17 protein-coding genes are annotated in these 18339 nt (G+C 62.2%); 11 read left to right on the forward strand and 6 right to left on the reverse strand.

Features of this window, described 5'->3' with window-relative positions:
- The first annotated feature begins 38 nt into the window (after positions 1-38).
- Together G9U53_RS20255 and G9U53_RS20260 are read left to right on the forward strand one after the other, a co-directional pair.
- Positions 39-1556, forward strand: a complete 1518-nt coding sequence (locus G9U53_RS20255; RefSeq protein WP_165639113.1) for a carotenoid oxygenase family protein — start codon at positions 39-41, stop codon at positions 1554-1556.
- Entirely contained in the window at positions 1553-2284 is a 732-nt protein-coding gene (locus G9U53_RS20260; protein ID WP_136470733.1) for a hypothetical protein, read from the forward strand. The genes G9U53_RS20255 and G9U53_RS20260 overlap by 4 nt, the downstream gene beginning before the upstream one ends.
- Before the next feature lie 74 nt (positions 2285-2358).
- Here G9U53_RS20260 and G9U53_RS20265 read toward each other — a convergent pair whose 3' ends face one another.
- From G9U53_RS20265 to G9U53_RS20280, 4 genes are read right to left on the reverse strand one after another with little or no spacing between them, the layout of a single operon-like run.
- Complete coding sequence (locus tag G9U53_RS20265) at positions 2359-4017, reverse strand: long-chain-fatty-acid--CoA ligase (protein ID WP_058037863.1); 1659 nt, start codon at positions 4015-4017, stop codon at positions 2359-2361.
- A complete protein-coding gene (locus G9U53_RS20270; protein WP_058037864.1) occupies positions 4014-5069 on the reverse strand; it encodes a dihydrodipicolinate reductase in 1056 nt (351 codons plus the stop codon). The genes G9U53_RS20265 and G9U53_RS20270 overlap by 4 nt, the downstream gene beginning before the upstream one ends.
- Positions 5066-5836, reverse strand: a complete 771-nt coding sequence (locus G9U53_RS20275) for an SDR family oxidoreductase (protein WP_042451076.1) — start codon at positions 5834-5836, stop codon at positions 5066-5068. The genes G9U53_RS20270 and G9U53_RS20275 overlap by 4 nt, the downstream gene beginning before the upstream one ends.
- Positions 5833-6420, reverse strand: a complete 588-nt coding sequence (locus G9U53_RS20280; RefSeq protein ID WP_042451074.1) for a nuclear transport factor 2 family protein — start codon at positions 6418-6420, stop codon at positions 5833-5835. The genes G9U53_RS20275 and G9U53_RS20280 overlap by 4 nt, the downstream gene beginning before the upstream one ends.
- A 114-nt stretch (positions 6421-6534) precedes the next feature.
- Here G9U53_RS20280 and G9U53_RS20285 point away from each other — a divergent pair, with 114 nt between their 5' ends.
- From G9U53_RS20285 to G9U53_RS20325, 9 genes are all read left to right on the forward strand, one after another.
- Positions 6535-7338, forward strand: coding sequence for an ABC transporter ATP-binding protein (locus G9U53_RS20285; protein ID WP_003940309.1), 804 nt, complete (start codon positions 6535-6537; stop codon positions 7336-7338).
- Entirely contained in the window at positions 7335-8048 is a 714-nt protein-coding gene (locus tag G9U53_RS20290; protein WP_003939931.1) for an ABC transporter ATP-binding protein, read from the forward strand. Before G9U53_RS20285 ends, G9U53_RS20290 begins: the two co-directional genes overlap by 4 nt.
- Before the next feature lie 3 nt (positions 8049-8051).
- Complete coding sequence (locus G9U53_RS20295) at positions 8052-8948, forward strand: branched-chain amino acid ABC transporter permease (protein WP_165639114.1); 897 nt, start codon at positions 8052-8054, stop codon at positions 8946-8948.
- A complete protein-coding gene (locus G9U53_RS20300) occupies positions 8945-10033 on the forward strand; it encodes a branched-chain amino acid ABC transporter permease (RefSeq protein ID WP_030534909.1) in 1089 nt (362 codons plus the stop codon). The genes G9U53_RS20295 and G9U53_RS20300 overlap by 4 nt, the downstream gene beginning before the upstream one ends.
- A 58-nt stretch (positions 10034-10091) precedes the next feature.
- Positions 10092-11375, forward strand: a complete 1284-nt coding sequence (locus tag G9U53_RS20305; RefSeq protein WP_003939841.1) for an ABC transporter substrate-binding protein — start codon at positions 10092-10094, stop codon at positions 11373-11375.
- Positions 11376-11388: 13 nt separating this feature from the next.
- Complete coding sequence (locus tag G9U53_RS20310; protein ID WP_030534908.1) at positions 11389-13110, forward strand: class I adenylate-forming enzyme family protein; 1722 nt, start codon at positions 11389-11391, stop codon at positions 13108-13110.
- Complete coding sequence (locus G9U53_RS20315; protein ID WP_021345212.1) at positions 13107-13508, forward strand: nuclear transport factor 2 family protein; 402 nt, start codon at positions 13107-13109, stop codon at positions 13506-13508. The genes G9U53_RS20310 and G9U53_RS20315 overlap by 4 nt, the downstream gene beginning before the upstream one ends.
- Complete coding sequence (locus tag G9U53_RS20320; RefSeq protein ID WP_231917386.1) at positions 13489-14493, forward strand: LLM class F420-dependent oxidoreductase; 1005 nt, start codon at positions 13489-13491, stop codon at positions 14491-14493. The genes G9U53_RS20315 and G9U53_RS20320 overlap by 20 nt, the downstream gene beginning before the upstream one ends.
- A 65-nt stretch (positions 14494-14558) precedes the next feature.
- On the forward strand, positions 14559-15359 hold the full coding sequence (locus tag G9U53_RS20325) for a crotonase/enoyl-CoA hydratase family protein (RefSeq protein WP_037125543.1): 801 nt from the start codon (positions 14559-14561) through the stop codon (positions 15357-15359).
- A 46-nt stretch (positions 15360-15405) separates the two neighbouring features.
- On the opposite strand, the gene G9U53_RS20330 is transcribed toward G9U53_RS20325, so the two are convergent.
- Both G9U53_RS20330 and G9U53_RS20335 read right to left on the reverse strand, forming a co-directional pair.
- The gene (locus G9U53_RS20330; protein WP_007727683.1) at positions 15406-16707 is read right to left on the reverse strand and encodes an MFS transporter; all 1302 of its coding nucleotides are present in this window, start codon (positions 16705-16707) and stop codon (positions 15406-15408) included.
- A gap of 267 nt (positions 16708-16974) precedes the next feature.
- Complete coding sequence (locus G9U53_RS20335) at positions 16975-18162, reverse strand: ROK family transcriptional regulator (RefSeq protein WP_003946405.1); 1188 nt, start codon at positions 18160-18162, stop codon at positions 16975-16977.
- Positions 18163-18339: the final 177 nt, after the last annotated feature.

Here is an 18339-nt window from a genome sequence, read left to right on the forward strand (position 1 = left end):
CAACCCAGCCTTTCCCCATCAGTCGAAAAGAGAATTCCATGGACGTCGAAATCGTAGGCAAGTTGTTGTCCACCCTTCCCACCGATGACGATCACCCGTATCGCACCGGCCCGTGGCAACCCCAGACCACCGAGTTCAAAGCGGACAACCTCGAAGTCGTATTCGGTGAGGTTCCGAAAGACCTCGACGGTGTCTACCTGCGTAACACCGAGAATCCGCTCCATCCCTCGATGAAGGCGTATCACCCCTTCGACGGTGACGGCATGATTCACATCGTGGGCTTTCGCGACGGAGAGTCGTTCTACCGCAACCGATTCGTACGTACCGACGGCTTGGCGGCCGAGCAGGACGCCGGCGCTGCGTTGTGGGCCGGGCTTGCCGAGTCTCCCAAACTCAGTCGCCCCGAGGGCGGCAAGGGTGCGCGCACCCGGATGAAGGACGCGTCCAGCACCGACGTCGTCGTTCACCGGGGGACTGCTCTCACCAGCTTCTACCAGTGCGGAGATCTGTATCGTCTCGATCCGATGTCGGCGGAGACACTCGGCAAGGAAAGCTGGAACGGCAAGTTCCCCTTCGAATGGGGTGTGTCCGCGCATCCGAAGGTGGACGACAAGACCGGAGAAATGCTGTTCTTCAACTACAGCAAGGAAGCGCCGTACATGCACTACGGCGTCGTGGACTCGGCCAACGAGTTGGTCCACTACGTCGACGTCCCACTTCCCGGTCCGCGCTTGCCGCACGACATGGCCTTCACGGAGAACTACGCGATCCTCAACGACTGCCCCTTGTTCTGGGATCCGGTTCTGCTGGAGAAGGGCGCGCACGTCGCGAATTTCCATCCCGATATCCCGCTGCGTCTCGGAGTCATCCCACGCCGCGGAAATACCTCTGACATCAAGTGGTTCGAAGCCGATCCGACCTATGTCCTGCACTTCGTGAACGCCTACGAAGAGGGCGACGAGATTGTTCTGGACGGTTTCTACCAGGGTGATCCGGAACCGTCGGACAACGGTATGGGCAATCAGTGGGAGCGCGCCTTCCGTTTCCTCGCTCTCGATCGTATGCAGACCCGGCTTCACCGCTGGCGTTTGAACCTGGTCACCGGAGCCACGCGTGAAGAGCAACTCAGTGACTCGATCACCGAATTCGGCATGATGAACGGGAATTTCGCGGGCGAGAAGTACCGATACGCCTATGCGGCTTCGGGTAAACCGTCGTGGTTCCTGTTCGACGGCTTGGTCAAACACGATCTGCTGACGGGCAACGAGGAACGATTCTCCTTCGGTGACGGTGTGTACGGCAGCGAGACTTCGATGGCGCCGCGCGTGGGTGGTACCGCCGAAGACGACGGCTATCTCATCACGTTGACCACTGACATGAACGAGGATGCGTCCTTCTGCTTGATCTTCGACGCTGCCCGCGTCGGAGACGGACCGTTGTGTAAACTTCGCCTTCCCGAACGAATTTCGAGTGGTACGCACTCGACGTGGGCTCCGGGTGCCGAGCTCCGACGCTGGCAGAGTGCCGACACCGCCGCCGAAGCGGTCGGACTGTGACGGGCACGCACGACGCGGGCACGTGGGAGATCCTGCGACAGGTGGTGATCGGTGCACGAGACGTGGACAAGACCGGTCACCAATTGCGCGAAGCATTGAATCTGGCACCAGGATTCGCGGATCCACTGCTCGAAGACATCGGTTTGGCCGACGAGACCTTGGCCGTCGGGCCGCAGGCATTTCTCGAGATCGTCGCGCCGCTCGACGAGACGGTCTCGCTGGCGAGATGGATCCGCAAGGGCGGAGGGGAGGGCGGCTATGCACTCTCGATCCAGGTTTCGAACATCGAGCCCTATCTGGAACGTGCAGCTGCGGCCGATGTTCGGACGGTGGCAGATCTCGAGGCCTACGGTCACCGGATCGTCCAACTTCATCCCGGTGATCTCGGACTGCTCGTAGAACTCGACGAGATTCCCGACGCCGACGAGTGGTTCTGGGATGAGACGGAGAAGGAGGTTTCCCTCGATCCCTGGGTCGACGACATCCTCGGCGTCGACGTGTCCTCGCCCGATCCGGCCAGGACGGCGACGCTGTGGGCCGAAGTGTTCGGAAAGAAACCGGTCTCGGCGCAACCACTCTCGATCAGGCTGGGATCACGCGTCGTGTCGTTCGTTCCGGGGGAGCGGTCGATGCTCACTGCAATCGATCTGGCGGCGTCGAGCGGCGCGTCTGCCGTCGAGCCCGGGCTGAGTGTCGGCGGCGTGGAGTTCCGGATTCACCCACGCTGAGCGTGCTTCACATCGAACGACAGAATTCGGGGCCGATCGCTCGAAGCGACCGGCCCCGAATTGGTGTCATGGACTCAAGCGAAGTCCTGTCGCAAACGAGTCTTGAGCAGCTTCCCGCTAGCGTTGCGTGGCAGCTCCTCGATGAACCGAACTGCACTGGGGCACTTGAAGTGAGCCAGTCGCTCGCGTGACCACTCGATGATCTCCGCTTCGGTTGCATCCGAATCAGCAGCTCGAACGACCACGGCAAGGGGAGTCTCACCCCACCGATCGGAGTGAACGCCGACTACCGCGACCTCGCGGATGCCGGGGTGCCCGGAGAGAACACTCTCCACCTCGGCCGGATAGACGTTCTCACCGCCGGAGACGATCATGTCCTTGAGGCGGTCGTGGAGGTAGAGATAGCCGTCCTCGTCGAACGATCCGCCGTCTCCGGTGCGAAGCCAGTCGCCGTCCAACATGGTGGCCGCAGTTGCTGCTTCGTTACGCCAGTAACGCTTCATGACGTGAGCGCCGCCGATGACGACCTCGCCGCGGGTACCGACCGGGACGTCTTCGAGCGTCACGGGATCGACTATGCGGATGGGCACTCCGAACATCGGCTGCCCGACGGACTTCAACCGATGCGCGGTCGACTCGTCGGTCGCCCGATGATCTTCCGGGGTCAGCATGGTGACGCCGCCGGTCGACTCGGTGAGTCCGTATGCCTGCAGGAAACTACACCCGAAGACCTCGGTCGCGTCTTGCAACAGGGGAAGTGGCATCGGCGCGGCTCCGTAGACCAGGAACTGCAGGGCACTCCAATCTGCCTCGCGCACAGCCGGAAGGGAGGTCAGGACGCTGATCACCGCGGGAACGGCGACCGCATGCGTGACTTTGTACTCCTGCATCAGCGCGACGAGTTCGAGAGGTCCGGCGATGGTCTCGAGCAGTAGAGCGCCACCGCCGAGCGTCGTGACCAGGGCGAGACCCAGTCCGGCCACATGGAAGAACGGAACCGGGCACATAGCCACGGAGTCGGTGTCGAGATCGAGCAGGTGATACATGGTGGCGAGGGCACGGCCGAGGTTGGCGCCGGTGAGTTCGATTCCCTTGGGGTGACCGGTGGTTCCCGACGAGTAGAAGATCAGCGCTGTGTCGTCGGGGCGGCGCGACGACCCCGGATCGTCGTCGCCGACACCGGAAAGCCAGTCGTTCCACGAGATCGAGTTTCCGGCGCCATCCACCGTGACGACGGTCCGGACGCTACCGACCGCCGCGGCGACGTCGGAGAGGCCCTCATCGCCTGCTCCGAGTACGACGACGGTCGGCTCGCTGTTGCTCAGGATGTAGCCGACCTCGCCCGGTGCCAGCCGATTGTTGACGGCCGTCAGAATCGAGCCCATCTTCGAAGATCCGTACAGGACGGAGAGGAAAGACGGTGCATTGGCCCCGATGTACGCCACCCGGTCGCCGGGTCGAACACCATCGCGCAGAAGTGCATTCGCGACACGATTTGTTTCGATGTCGAGTTCACGGAAACTGGTACGCCCGTCATCGGAGATGACGGCGGTGCTCTCCGGACTGGCAATCGCCCGGCTGCGCAGCAAGTCTTCCAGATTCTGCACGGGGCGACCGTCGGGCAGGAGCGCGTTCACGGAAGGTTCACGGACGGCAGGTTCACGGACGGCAGGTTCACGGGTGGCAGGTTCACGGGTGGCAGTCGAACCTACGGCCGTCGGCTGAGTTGTCATGCTGAATGCTCCAATCTGAAGGGGGCAAAGACAGGGGGTTCGAAAATGCCGACGGGAGCAGCGAGTACATGCTCGACGGCGCGTAGTGCCGGGCCTGCAGTGATGAACTGACCGGCTGTTGTGCGACTGTTCGGATCTTGTGGTTCGACCAGGTTGACGGTCATCACGATCTCGGGTTTGCCGAAGAGGTGGACTTCCCATTGGTCCCGTCCCGCGTATTCGTCGCGATCAGGTTCCATGGTCCAGATGATGGCGAGGGTGAGGAACTGCTTTCCGTCGACCATTGCGTGCCAGCGCCATTCGGTGGTTCCGACGGTTCCCGCGGCGATGCGTCCGGCGGCGACGTCGAGATCCGTACGTGCCGGAACGACCCTGTGATCGGACACGACCTCGTCGTAGGTGACGCCCAGGCGCTCGCACATGAACGCGATGGTCTCGAGGTACAGCGACGCGTACAGCGAGGGCAACGGCCCGGTTCCGTCCAGTTCCTCCGGGGGCGAACCCATTCCCATGACGGTGAACGCGAAGTCGGGGTCAGGCATGCCGCGAGCGTCGAGCACCTCGTCGATCGTAATTCGGTCGAGTTCGATCGATGTTCCCGTCAGCGCCAACGCCAATCGCTCGCCGATGACACCTGGGCTCACGCCGACCCCGTAGAGCGTCGAATCGCCTTCCTTGCATGCTTGGGCGAACATGTGCTCGCGTTCGGTGCCGTGTGCGCGGGGGAAGTGCTGCCCGGCCGTCGTGATCACGTTGATCCCGGCGCGAAGCAGACGGCACAGATCGTCGTCGTGGCGTTCGTACGGAATCTGCAAACGCGGACTGTGGATGAGAACCTGTGGGCGCGAGCGGATGATCTCGTCCACGTCGCGTGTAGCGATCACCCCCGTCGGTGCTCGTCTGGCGATGTCACCGGCGTCTCGACCCGCCTTGGCGTCGCTGTACACGTACAGGCCGACCAACTCGAGGTCGGGACGATCGATGATTCCGCGTAGCGCTGTCTTGCCGATGGCACCGGTCGCCCACTGGGCAACACGAATCGGATCGCTCATGATCGAGTGGTCAGTTCGCCGGCGAAGAGGAGCTTGCCCAGACCGCGTTCGTACCGAATCGGGTCGCGTGCCAGACGCGCACGGGCATCGATTGCCATGAAATCTGTGTCGCACGTCCACTCACCGCGTTGCGTGGCGGCGAGTCCGGTCGCGGCGATGTCCAGAGGATTTTCCTTGTGGCCCTGAACATGTGACGCCATGCGGGTATCGACGCTGCCGACGATCAACGACGTGACGGTGATGCCGTGCGGTTCGAGTTCGGCGCGAGCGATGCCGCCGAGCGACAGAGCAGCCGCCTTGGCCGGTGAATAGCCACCCATGAAGGCGGTCGGAGCGATTGCGGCCACCGACAGGACGTTGACTATCGATCCTCCGCCGCGGGCGGCGAGTACCGGCGCGAAGGCGCGGATCATCGTCAGAGGCCCGAAGTAGTTGACCTCCATCTCGGCTCGCGCAGCCGCTTGGTCGTCGGCCTCGATCAACCGATTCCCGGTGAACAGTCCGGCATTGTTGACGACCACTGTGGTGTCACCGCACGCCCTGGCCGCTGCATCGACGAGTCCTGGATCGGTCACGTCGAGTTCGACGATGTGTGCTCCGGTGGATCGCAGCTCGGCGGGCGCCTCGTCGGGATTTCTCACCCCTGCATAAATTTTGGCGGCACCCATCGACTTCGCCTGTTGGACGAAGGCCAAGCCGAGCCCTCGATTGGCGCCGGTGACGAGGACAGTCGCGCCCTCTATCGGCGTTCCGCGAAACCTTGTCATGAGTGCTCCTGTGTCTGCCGTGTGTAGATGAGGTCGTCGGGAAATTTCTTGCTCTTCTTCAAAGACGTTTCAGGCGCGAGCATCCCGAAGATCCAGCCTTCGGCTGTGGCCATGTCGTGGTTCCAGTCCCACCGCAGTGCGCGGTGGCGGATTCCCCACCTGCCGTCCTCGTAGCCGAAGCGGTCGATCAGGCGCGCCGCGGTGAGTGTGTCGGCTATGCCGTCCGAGTGCTTGATTCGCGCGAAGGCAAGCACGTAGGACTCGACGTGTGCTGTGGCCCCGTCGAGTTCGATCAGGACGTTGGTCATTGCGTGGGTCGTCAGTGACCGTGGGTGAGTGATGGCCCCGGCGATGTGGTCGATGTAGTCGTCGGCGGTGCCGGTGAAGACACCCCCGTGGTCTTCGGTTGCGCCGGGTAGATAACACCGCCTGGCGTCCTCGACGTCTCCGCGATCGGCAGCTCGGAGGAAACGAGCCAGAACCTCGTAGATTTCCTGCTTGGCGACGAGAGCGTCGACCCGGCTGTAGTCCCTGACGTCTGGGCCCCCGCCGCTGTCGACTGCGTGAATGTTGTTGGACCTCACGATGATGTCCCTTCTCGGCTCCGGATCGGGGGCCGCACGTTGACGGAGTGCCTCTGTTTACTGTAGTAATCTCTATCACACTGTTAATTGAAGTGTCACGAGGAGGTGAAACCAATGCTTGGAAACACACCACCCGCACAACCTGCGAATGACCCGGTCGTACTCACGCTCTCCGATGTATCGATCGAATTCGGCGGAGTCACGGCTCTCGACGACGTCGGCTTCGACGTCCACGCCGGCCAGATCTGCGGACTCATCGGGCCGAACGGCGCTGGTAAGACCACGCTGTTCAACTGCATCACAAGGATTTACGAACCGAGTCGCGGTGTCATCACCTGGCAAGGAACCGACCTCTTGGGATTGCGGCCCTATGCATTGGCATCTGCAGGGATCGCTCGGACCTTCCAGAATCTCGCACTGTTCAGCGGCATGAGCGTCTTCGACAACACCATGGTCGGCGGATCGTCTCGGGGCCGCTTCGGACTGGCGAGCGGGCTTCTCGGCTGGCCTCCAGCGCGCGCCCGAGTCCGAGAACTGCGAGAGAAGGCCTGGTACCTGCTCGAACGCCTCGAACTCGTCGACGTCGCGAACGCGCCGGCAGCAGGCCTTCCGTTCGGAACACTCAAGCGCGTCGAACTGGCACGAGCATTGATGTCCGAGCCTTCGCTGCTTCTGCTCGACGAGCCCGCCGGCGGGCTCACACACAGCGAAGTCAAGGAGTTGGGAGAACTGATCGTCTCGCTCCGCGACGACTTCGGCTTCGGAGCGCTTCTGGTCGAACACCACATGGGATTGGTGCTGGGTATCTCCGATCACGTTGTCGCACTGAACTTCGGCCACAAGATCGCTGAAGGTACTCCGGCGGAGATCCAGCAGAACGACGCCGTGATCAATGCTTATCTGGGGCGAGCGGCATGAGCCTGCTGAGCGTCGATGATCTGCATGCCGGTTACGGGCGAGGCAATGTACTGCACGGGGTGTCGCTCGACGTGGAACCCGGCGGGGTCGCTGTTGTTCTCGGCGCGAACGGTGCCGGCAAGACCACCATGATGCGCGCGCTTGCCGGATTGATTCCGCACCAGGGAACGATCACCTTCAACGGTTCGCCGCTCGGATCCAAACCTGAACGCGCCGTGGCCGCCGGCGTCAGCCTTGTCCCACAGGGCCGTGGAACTCTCGGTCAACTGTCGGTACGTGACAACCTGCTCGTCGGCGCTGCGCTTCGCAACGACAAGGCGGAGATCGAGGCCGACATCGAGCGGTGGTGTGAGACATTTCCGGTGCTCGCGAGGAGGTCCACACAGTTGGCAGGTTCGCTGTCAGGCGGTGAACAGCAGATGCTCGCGGTCGCGCGGGCATTGATGAGCCGTCCCACCCTTCTTTTGTGCGACGAACCGAGCCTGGGTCTGGCGCCCATCGTCATCGCCGAATTGTTCGACACGCTCGGTGCGATCAACCGGAGCGACGGAACTGCACTGCTGATCGTGGAACAGAATGCCGATCTCGCGATGAAACTCGCGTCGAAGGTCTTCCTGCTCGACGTAGGCACCATCGTCGCTGCCGGCACGCCCGAGGAATTTCGTTCGGACGACGTCGTGCGCAGCGCCTATCTCGGGTACCAGGAGTAAACGGTGACACTCTTTCTCGAACGACTCATCTCCGGATTGACCAACGGCTCGATCTACGCAATTCTCGCGCTGGCACTCGTGGTGGTGTTCCGTGCCACCGGCACGATCAACTTCGCTCAGGGCGAGTTGGCCCTGTTCACAACCTTCGTGGCGTGGTGGCTCACAACGATGTCCTGGCCGATCTGGGCCGCGATCGGAGCGGCTCTCGCTCTCGGCTTCCTGCTCGGGGCGTTGATGGAGCGTCTGCTCATCCGGCCGGTTCAACGTAGAAGTGACATGGCAGTGCTGATAGTGGCACTGGGATTGTTCACCGGGCTCAACTCGTTGGCCGGAATGCTGTGGGGGAGCGAAACGAAGATCATGCCGAGCCCGTTTCCCAACGGTCCCACCGACTACATCTCGGTGGGCGGCGCGCGCGTGTACGGCGTCGCACTGGGCGTACTGGTTGCGCTCGTTGTCCTACTTGTGTTGATGTCCTTGCTCTTTCGCAAGACGAGAGTCGGTCTGCACATGCGTGCCGTCGCGGACAATGCCGAATCTGCCACTCTCGCCGGAGTTCCGACCAGCCGGATACTCGCAATCGGCTGGGGTGTTGCGGCAGCGATCGGCGCACTGGCCGGTGTCCTGGTCACTCCGCTCTCGCCGCAACAACTCGGCCTCACGACCATGTTCCCGATCTTCATCGCAGCATCTGCGGCAGCGCTGTTCGGCGGTCTGGACAGTCTTGTCGGCGCAGTTGTGGGTGGGTTGACGATCGGTGTTCTGGAATCGATGCTCAGCGGCTACATTTCGGTCATCGGCGGTTCGCTGCAGCAGACATCCGCGCTACTGATCATCGTGGTGATCCTCTTCGTCAGACCCAATGGACTGTTCGGTACCAAGAAACTGGAGCGGGTATGACGACGCTTGCCGAGAGAAATGAACCCGCGGTCGCCGAAAAGGCAGTCAGGCAGCCGCGCGTGGTGGTTGCCGGATCGACGTCGTACCGGATACTCCAACTGGTTCTGCTGGTGGCTGCCGTCTGTGCCCTGCTCCTCGTGTCGCAGAGCGCGCCGTTTCGCGTAGGGCAGTTCACGAGTGTCTTCATCATCGCGATTGCCATCGCCGGACTGAATATCGTCAGCGGGTACACCGGACTTCTGTCGATCGGCCATTCTGCCTTCTTCGGCCTCGGCGCGTACACGACCGGCGTTCTGATCGTCGATCGCGGATACTCGCCGTTGACCACAATCCCGATGGCAGTCGTATTGTGTTTCGTACTAGGACTTCTCGTCGGGCTTCCCTCCTTGCGGATCAAAGGGCTGTATCTGGCCCTCGTTACCCTCGCCGTCGCTGTGGCGTTTCCCGAAGTGATCCGCAAGACCGGGGATCTCACCGGTGGCGCGGCCGGCATGGTCGTTCGTGCGAATCTTCTGGTCCCGCCGAAATGGACGGGTTTGACCCGCGCGGACACCTATCTCTGGATCTTCTGGGTTTCGGTAGTGACGCTGGCAGTGGTCATGCTCCTGATCCGCAATCTCGTCAAGAGTCGATTCGGTTTGGCAATGGTTGCGGTGCGCGACAACGAGATTGCGGCGAGTGCAAACGGCATCAACGTCGCGCGGGTCAAGATTCTCGCTTTCGGACTTTCCGGCGCGATCACCGGTCTGGCAGGTTCGCTGTTCACGATGTACATCGGCGCGCTCTCACCCGAGTCCTTTTCGTTGATGAAGTCGATCGAGTTCATCACCGGACTGGTGTTGGGCGGAATCGCAACGCAATTCGGCCCGATCGTCGGGGCGACGGCAGTGGTGTTCCTGCCGTACTACACCGGAAGCGTCACCGACGGCCCCGTGTCGGGAGTGGTGTTCGGCGCGGTGCTGATCGCGATCGTGTTCTTGATGCCGGACGGAATCGTCGGCCGGATCAACAGCGTTCTCCGACGGTTTGTCCTCGTGGTTCCCGCAGATCATCCCAAGTATCGCGAAGGTGAACCCCGCACCTGAGCGCCGTCTCCCTCGCCCACTCTCGTTTCTCTCAACTCACAGCAAGGAACTGGACGATATGAAAAGGCAGACCACGATTCCCGCAGTCATCGCCGCTGCGGCACTACTCCTTTCGGCCTGCGGAGGTAACTCCGACGCAGAGAGCAACACGTCGACCTCGGCCGGAGCAGTATCGGTCGACGACTGCAGCGATCCCAGTGGTGCCGCGGCGCCGATCACCGACAAACTCACGGTGGGGTGGAGTGGGCCGACGTCCGGCCCGCTCGCCGACGCGGTCGGCAACGTGATCGAAGGAATGCGAGCACGGTTCGAGGTCGAGAACGCGGCCGGCGGCGTCGGCGGCGTCAAGCTCGACGTCGTGGTCAAGGACGATGCCTTCTCCCCGGAGCGCGCCAAAGCCAATGTCGGAGAGTTCATTCAGAAGGACAAGGTCGACGTTCTGGGCACGTTCGGAGCAGGCCAGTTGAACGCCATCGCGGACGACCAGACCACTGCCTGTGTTCCACTGCTCTTCGCGCAGGCAGGCATGCCCGAGTTCCGGGTGATCGAAGACTTTCCGTGGACCACGGAGTATCTACCGGATCCGGGCGTCGAGATGGAGGTAGTGGTCGAAAGCCTGAAGAAGAAGTATCCGAGCGGCGCCAAGGTTGCCTTGGCCACGAACCAGACCGAGTCCGGACAAGGGATCGCCAACGGCTTCAAGTCCGCGATCGAAGGAACGAACTTCGAGATCGCAGCCGAAGAGGCGCTGACCGACCCCAAGACGGCGGCATCGACCCTCAAAGCCAGTGGCGCCGAGGTATTGGTGGTGGCCGGTGTCACCACCGATTGCCTCGCGATCACCCAGGCGATCGGACGTGTCGGATGGAAGCCCGACACCGTGATTCAACCGTCGAACTGCGTCGACGGTGCGACGCTGTATGCGCCCGCCGGTGATGCTGCCGACGGGCAGCAGGTGATGGTGTGGCTCAAGGATCCCAACAACGCCCTCTACAAGGATGACGCGGCGGTACGTGACTACCTGGCCGGTGCGGCTGCTCACGGTGCCGATTCCCCGACCAACAGCTACACCGTGAACGGCTGGGCCATCGGTGACCTGTTGGTGGACAACTTCACTCGGGCCTCTGAGTCATCCGACGGACTCTCACGCGCCAGCATCATGAGTGCCGCACGAACGCAGGACTACCACCCGCCGATGTTCATCGACGGAATCAAATTCACGATGACCGCGGACCATGCATTGGGAATCCTGGCATTCCAGCCGTTCGAGTGGAACGCCGCTACCCAGGCGTTCGAGAAGCAAGGCGACGTGATCGACATTTCCGGCCGTTACGAGAACTGAAACGAGTACGCGAATGAACAAGGCACACAGGGGATTGCACCCTCGCGTCAAGGTGGACGAATACACCTCGAAGGGGTGGTGGTCCGACGAGACGATCGATCAGGTGTTCCGGGCGCAGGTGCGGGTACGCGGTGACGAACTTGCCGTGGTTGATCCGGCGAACCGGAGCGAGTTGTCCGGCGGAGATCCGCGACGCCTCAGTTGGAACCAACTGGAGAGCGAAGTCATCGCGCTCGCTGCCGGCTTCTCCGAGGTGGGTTTGGGCCGGGGAGATGTTCTGGGCGTGCAGATGCCCAATACCGTCGAATTGGTCGAGGTCTACCTTGCAGCGTGGTCTCTGGGGATCGTGGTCTCGCCATTGCCCATGCAGTACCGCGAACGTGAAGTGGAAGGAATGGCAAACCAGGCGGCGTTTGCAGCATTTGTCACCGTACCCAGTTTTGGTGACCGACTCCCTGCTACGGAGATCGCTGCAATCAGATCCCGGATTCCCTCTCTGAGATCGGTGTTCGCCTACGCTCCCGCATCCGAGCTTCCGGCCCAGTTGCCGGCCGGTGTCGTGGGGCTGAGTCCTCGGGCGGCCACCGAAACACAGCGCAGTGAATTGGATGTCCGAATCACCGAAGATCCCAACGACCCCAACGATGCGATGACGATCTGTTGGACCTCCGGGACCGAAAGCGAACCGAAGGGGGTCCCACGTTCGCACTACGAGTGGCTGGCCATCTGCTGGGCCACGATCGACGCTCCCGACATCGGCGTCGGCGACGTCTTGCTGAACCCGTTCCCGATGGTCAACATGGCCGGAATCAACGGAATGTTCCTGCCGTGGCTCCGCACGGGATGTGTACTGGTACAGCACCACCCGTTCGATCTTCGAGTTTTCCTCGGGCAGATCGAGGCCGAGCGCGTGACGTACACGGTAGCGCCGCCTGCGCTGTTGTGGATGCTGCTCGCCGACGAGTCGATGCTCGCGGCGGTCGACCTGTCGAGCTTGACTCGGATCGGTTCGGGTTCGGTGCCACTGCAACCTCCGATGGTCCGGGGATGGCAGGAGCGATACGGAATCGGAGTCATCAACTTCTTCGGATCCAACGAAGGCATCAGTCTGCTCTCCTCGCCTGCGGACATGCCGGATCCGGACGACCGCGCACGGTACTTCCCCCGCTTCGGTGTCGAGAACTTTCGCTGGAGCACCAGAATCTCCGACTGGATGGACGTGCGCTTGGTCGACGTGGTCACCGGCGAGGACATCACCGAAGTCGGGCACCCGGGTGAGTTGCGAATCAGCGGACCGACGGTCTTTGCCGGCTATCTCGGCGATCGGCCGTCTCCGTTCGACGAACGCGGATTCCTCTGCACCGGAGACATCTTCGAGATTGCCGGTGATCACGGGCAGTTTCTCCGCTACCTGGACCGGGGGAAGGACCTCGTGATCCGCGGCGGAATGAACATCGCCCCAGCCGAACTGGAGGGATTGATCGCCGAGCATCCGGCCGTCGCGGATGTGGCCGTCATCGGCGACCCCGACGAAGTACTCGGTGAGCGCGTCGCAGCAGTGGTCACGCTGCGGCCCGAGACGGAACTCGAGCTGGACGCTCTGGTCGCGTTCCTGAAGGACAAGCGCATTGCGTCGTACAAACTTCCCGAGCGGCTGGAGATTCGGAAAGAACTGCCGCGCAATTCGACCGGAAAGATCCTCAAGCGTGAGCTTCGACAGAAGAGTGTGGCATGAGTGTGATGAACGACAGTGACAAGCTTGCGTTGGCGCGTGAGATGTTCCAGGCGTGGGACGTCATGGACTGGACACGCGTCGTCGACTTGTTCGCCGAGGACGGTGTGCTCCACAGCGTCATGCAGGAACCTCTTGTCGGCAAGGAGGCCGTTGCGGGCCGAATTGCGTTACTGGCAAGCAAGTGTGAACGGATCACACTGAAGATCGAGTCTCTCGGCGTGATCGACGGAAGGGTATTTGTGCAGCGAGTGGACGACTTCCACTTCGACGGTACCCATGGCGTCGTTCCTGTTGTCGGAATCCTCAGCATGGCAGACGGACGGATCACCGAGTGGCTCGAGTACTACGACCGTCCGACACTGTTGGAGGGAATGGGTCTTGTCTCCGACTTCGAGTAGAGGTTTGCCGACCATCGACATCTCCCTGGGGTTGTGGCAGGACCGTCCGCCGCAGGAGGTGACCGCTACTGCACGCCTCGCCGACAGACTCGGGTTCGGCCGAGTGTGGGTGGGGGAGATGGCGACGTACGACGCCTTTGCTCTGGCGACGTCAGTCGGCACCGGATTCGAGCACTCCGAACTAGTGGTCGGCCCGCTCGCGGTGACGGTTCGTGATCCGGCGATGATCGCGATCGGGGCGGCGTCGGTATCCGACCTGACCGGGCGTGACGTATCGATCGCGTTGGGTACTTCCAGCACTGTCGTGGTCGAGAAATGGCATGGGCGAAGCAGATCCGGGGCGGCACGTGCACTTGCGGAGTCCGCCCGCGGTGTGCGAGCGCTCATGAACGGCGAGCGGGGTGAAGTCGCCGGCACGGTGATGCGGACCAGTGGATACCGGCTGCGACTTCAACCGCCGGGCGGCCGGCTGATCGTTGCGGCATTCGGGGACAAGGCGCTTCGGGCCGCGGTGGAGTTGGGCGACGAACTGGTGCTCAATCTGGTCAGCCCGGAGCAAGCGGGGCGCCTGATCACACGGTGCAAGGAAATCGCTGCCGAGTTGGAAACCGGCATGCCTTTCGTGTCGGTGTGGGCACCGGCTGCCGTCGCCGAGAATGGACCGTCACAGGTGTCGATCGATCAACTTCGACGCGGGCTCGTACCGTATCTGGCTGCTCCGGGGTACTCGGACATGTTCGTCCGCGCGGGCTTCGCTGATGTGATCGAGGCAGCCAGGGCCGGGGCCGCGCCGCGCGAGCTCTTGAGCCAGGTCTCGGACGCGATGGTGGCAACGGTGGGAATCGTCGGGACTCCGGCCGATGCCCGCGAGCAACTCGAGGCGTACCGAGCGGCGGGAGTGGACTCCGTCGTGGCCGTGCCTTCATCCACTGATTCGGATCCTGCCGGCAAAGTGACCATGGAACTTCTTGCGGAGATGGCATGACGGACCCCCGACGAACTTACTCTCAGGTAAGTTCGTCGGGGGTATGTCTAACCGAAGGAGTAGCCGTGAGTGATCGCGTTCGTGTCGAGGTAGTGCAGTCGGTGGCGTACGTGACGCTCAGCCGACCGGAGAAACTCAACGGTCTCGATCTGGACATGCTCGACGCCCTGGTGGACGCCGCTCGAACTATCGAAGCTGATCGTTCGATTCGGGGCGTGGTTCTGCAAGGCGCGGGTGACGCATTCTCGGCCGGGTTGGACTTCGCTTCTGCGGGCAAGCAGCCGAGGCGGATGGCGAAGGCCTTCGCGAAATTTCCCGGTCAGAAGACCAACCTCTTCCAACGCGCGTGCTGGGTGTGGCGCGAATTGCCCGTGCCGGTCATCGCGGTCGTTCACGGGCACTGCTTCGGCGGGGGACTGCAATTGGCGCTCGCCGCAGACTTTCGATTCACCACCCCCGATTGCACGTTCTCGGTGATGGAGGCGAAGTGGGGATTGATCCCCGACATGACCGGAACGGTCACGATGCGCGAACTCGCGGCAATGGACGTCGTGAAACGCCTCGCCATGACTGCTGAACTGTTCGACGGAAATCAGGCTCTCGAGTGGGGGTTCGTGAGCGGAGTCAGCGACAATCCGATCAAGCCGGCACAGGAACTGCTGTCGCAGATCGCGGTTCGCTCGCCGGACGCCGTCGCAGCGACGAAGACGTTGCTGCACAAGACCTGGAACCGCTCGCCTCGCGGCGCGTTCTGGATCGAATCGCGGATCCAACTGGCGCTGATGCGAGGCAAGAACCACAAGATCGTGCGTACAGCGAATGCTGCGAAGAAGTTGCCGGAGTTCGCCTTTCGAAAGTTCGGCTGACAAACTCCGGCATCGCGACGCCGTTGGGCGTCCACATTCAGGTCGATCACACCATCAGGTCTCGTCCTGATCGATCCTTGATGAGCATCGTGGCGACGAACGAGACCGCCGCCAGCAGGGCGAGGTAGATCGAGATGGCAAGGGTGCCACCGGTCTTGCCGAGGAGCCACTGTGCGACGGTGGGAGCAAAGGCGCCGCCGAAGATGGTGCCTACCGCATAGGAGATCGACGCACCGCTGTAACGGATCGAAGCCGGGAACAGTTCGGCGAACAACGCGGGTTGAGGTCCGTACGACAGCCCGAGTCCGACCGAGAACAGGATCATCGCCACGTAGATCCAGCCGAGATTCCCGGTGTCGATGAGGAGGAAGAACGGCACCGCGAAGAGGACCATTGCGAGGTTGCCCACGTTCATCACCGTGGTGCGGCCGCGTCGATCCGACCAGTAGGCGCCGATCATGGTGAAAACGCCCCACGTGACGGCACTTGCGAGCGTGGCAATCAGTAGTTCGGTCTTACCCAGGCCATAGGTCTTGGTTGCGTACGCGACGATGAATCCGCCGATCACCATGTAGCCGTTGCCGTTTGTGCCGATGAAGGACAGCGCCGCGAGTACGACCTGCTTCGGGTGTTTCTTGAACAGAGTTCGGATAGGCGTGTTGCTCTCGGTGCGGCGTTCCTTGAGTTCGGCGAATACGGGTGATTCGCTGACCTTGCTTCGAATGTAGAAGCCGACGCCGATCAACACGACGCTGAGCAGGAACGGCACTCGCCATCCCCAGGTGGTGAACTGTTCGTCCGTGAGGGTGAACGTGCACAGTGCCAAAACGCCGGTGGCGAGCAACATTCCGAGCGGTACTCCCATCTGTACGAACGCTCCGAAGAATCCTCGACGCTTGGTGGGTGCGTGTTCGACGGCAAGAAGAGCGGCCCCGCCCCATTCGCCGCCCGTCGAGAATCCTTGGACGACGCGAAGCAGGATCAACAGGATCGGTGCCCAGATTCCGATCGAGGCATACGTCGGCAGCACGCCGATGAGAACCGTCGCGGCACCCATCATCGCCAACGTCGCGACCAGGACACGTTTGCGGCCGAGCCTGTCGCCGAGATAGCCGGCCACGATGGCACCGAGAGGACGGAAGACAAAGCTGATGCCGACCGTGACGTAGGAGACGATCTGGCCGGCCGAGCCCATCGGCTTGAAGAACAGGTCGGCAAAGATCAGGGCTGCAGCTTGGGCGTAGATGAAGAAGTCGTACCACTCGACGGTGGTGCCGACCATCGACGCCATCGCGGCGCGGTCGTATTCCTTCGCGGCGGGCTTGGTGCCAGTTCTGGTTGTGGTCATCGAGCTACTTTCTGCCAGTCACGTGGTTCACCGACACGGTGAAACTGCGAAGTCGGAACAGGGGAGAAACGCTGTTCGATCTGCGACGTTGCCGGTGTGCTCGGTGCATGCTTTTGGCTGACTCGGAGCGTTCCTGCGCGATCTCATCGTCGATATCGGCAACCGAATGATCGGTAGGTAATGAATTATGCAGAAGTGTGAGCGTCAACACAAGCGATGCCGGAAAAGTCTGATTGTTTGATGCGGAGCGTGCGAGAAGTCAGCGACTCACGTGTGGAGTGACGCCGCGATCCGCAGATCGATTTCCCTGGCGCTGAGCAGATGGTCGAGGACGAGAACCGCACAACCGAGGATGCCGGATTGTGCGCCGTGGCTGACCGAAGCGATCTGAAGCTTTCGGGTGGCAAGCGCCGTTGCGTTGCCGTAGACGGACTCCCGAAGCCCGGCGAGGAAGAGTTCGTCCGCCTCGGCCATGTCGCCGCCGATGATCAGGACCTCGGGATTGAGGAGATTGACCGCGCCGGAAATGACGTCGCCGATCAGTCGGCCGCTGCTTCTGATGAGCCGGCGGGCTTCGCTGTCGCCGTCCAGGGCGAGGCGGACGACATCACGCACGTGACCGACGCTTCGGCCCTGATCTCGGAGGGCATGCACGAGAGCCCAACCGCTGGCGACAGTTTCGACGCAGCCGACGTCGCCGCAGCGACACTTCATGCCCCGCGCTGCAGCGGTTTTGGTATGCCCGATCTCGCCGGACGCTCCGAGTGAACCGCGTTGGAGGACTCCGCCCATGACGATTCCTGCGCCGAGGCCGGTTGACGCCTTGATCATCAGGAGGTTGGGCGCACTCTCGCGTCGCTCGCTCAATTCGGCCAGAGCCATCACGTTGGCATCGTTGTCCGCGAACAGCGGAGCCGTGGTCACCGATGCCAGATAGGGGGCAAGCGCGACTCCGTCCCATCCCGCCATCATCGGAGAGTCGAGGCTTGCTCCCGCGGCGACGTCGACCGTTCCGGGAATGCTCAGTCCGATTCCGATGACCTCGGTAGACGCGCGGTGGACCTGGGCCAGTAGTGACGAAAGATGCTCGGCAATTTCGGGCATCAGTTCGTCGGGGCCGACCCCGACCGACTTGTCGATGTCTTCTGCCGCGAGGATCGTGCCCGCCAGGTCGGTGACGGCAAGTTGTGCCCGCGATCGACCGATGGCCACGACGAGAACCACGCCGGACGAGTTCGCGAAGGTGAGAGTGGACGGCGGCCGGCCGCCCGTCGACGGGCCCTCGTCGTCATCGGCGATCAAACCAAGCGATTGAAGTGCTGCAACCCTGGCCGATACCGCCGTCCTGGACAGGCCGGTGAGCTTCCCGATCTCGCTGCGCGTGGTCGCGGAACCGCTGCGTATCAGCGTGAATACCTCTCCCGCGGTAGCCGGAGTCGTGGACGGTCGGGTCATTGTCCTATTCAAGCATTCCTCGTCGGTAACTTCAGCGTGCGAAAGTTCGCATACTTTGTCCACAAAAAGACGTAAGTAGGTCTTGTGAAAAAGCAGAAGTAGGCATAGTCTGTGTCTTGACTCACTGCCACGGGCGTCCGAGGAGACGAGTCGCAGTTTCTGTGAAGCAGGGCGCAC

The sequence above is a fragment of the Rhodococcus sp. D-46 genome (assembly GCF_011290655.1).
In the GTDB taxonomy this organism is placed as follows: domain Bacteria; phylum Actinomycetota; class Actinomycetes; order Mycobacteriales; family Mycobacteriaceae; genus Rhodococcus_F; species Rhodococcus_F qingshengii.

Coding starts and splice junctions, on each gene's coding strand:
- G9U53_RS20255 (WP_165639113.1), top strand. CDS start 39: ATGGACGTCGAAATCGTAGGCAAGTTGTTGTCCACCCTTCCCACCGAT.
- G9U53_RS20265 (WP_058037863.1), bottom strand. CDS start 4,017: ATGACAACTCAGCCGACGGCCGTAGGTTCGACTGCCACCCGTGAACCT.
- G9U53_RS20270 (WP_058037864.1), bottom strand. CDS start 5,069: ATGAGCGATCCGATTCGTGTTGCCCAGTGGGCGACCGGTGCCATCGGC.
- G9U53_RS20275 (WP_042451076.1), bottom strand. CDS start 5,836: ATGACAAGGTTTCGCGGAACGCCGATAGAGGGCGCGACTGTCCTCGTC.
- G9U53_RS20285 (WP_003940309.1), top strand. CDS start 6,535: ATGCTTGGAAACACACCACCCGCACAACCTGCGAATGACCCGGTCGTA.
- G9U53_RS20290 (WP_003939931.1), top strand. CDS start 7,335: ATGAGCCTGCTGAGCGTCGATGATCTGCATGCCGGTTACGGGCGAGGC.
- G9U53_RS20300 (WP_030534909.1), top strand. CDS start 8,945: ATGACGACGCTTGCCGAGAGAAATGAACCCGCGGTCGCCGAAAAGGCA.
- G9U53_RS20305 (WP_003939841.1), top strand. CDS start 10,092: ATGAAAAGGCAGACCACGATTCCCGCAGTCATCGCCGCTGCGGCACTA.
- G9U53_RS20310 (WP_030534908.1), top strand. CDS start 11,389: ATGAACAAGGCACACAGGGGATTGCACCCTCGCGTCAAGGTGGACGAA.
- G9U53_RS20315 (WP_021345212.1), top strand. CDS start 13,107: ATGAGTGTGATGAACGACAGTGACAAGCTTGCGTTGGCGCGTGAGATG.
- G9U53_RS20330 (WP_007727683.1), bottom strand. CDS start 16,707: ATGACCACAACCAGAACTGGCACCAAGCCCGCCGCGAAGGAATACGAC.
- G9U53_RS20335 (WP_003946405.1), bottom strand. CDS start 18,162: ATGACCCGACCGTCCACGACTCCGGCTACCGCGGGAGAGGTATTCACG.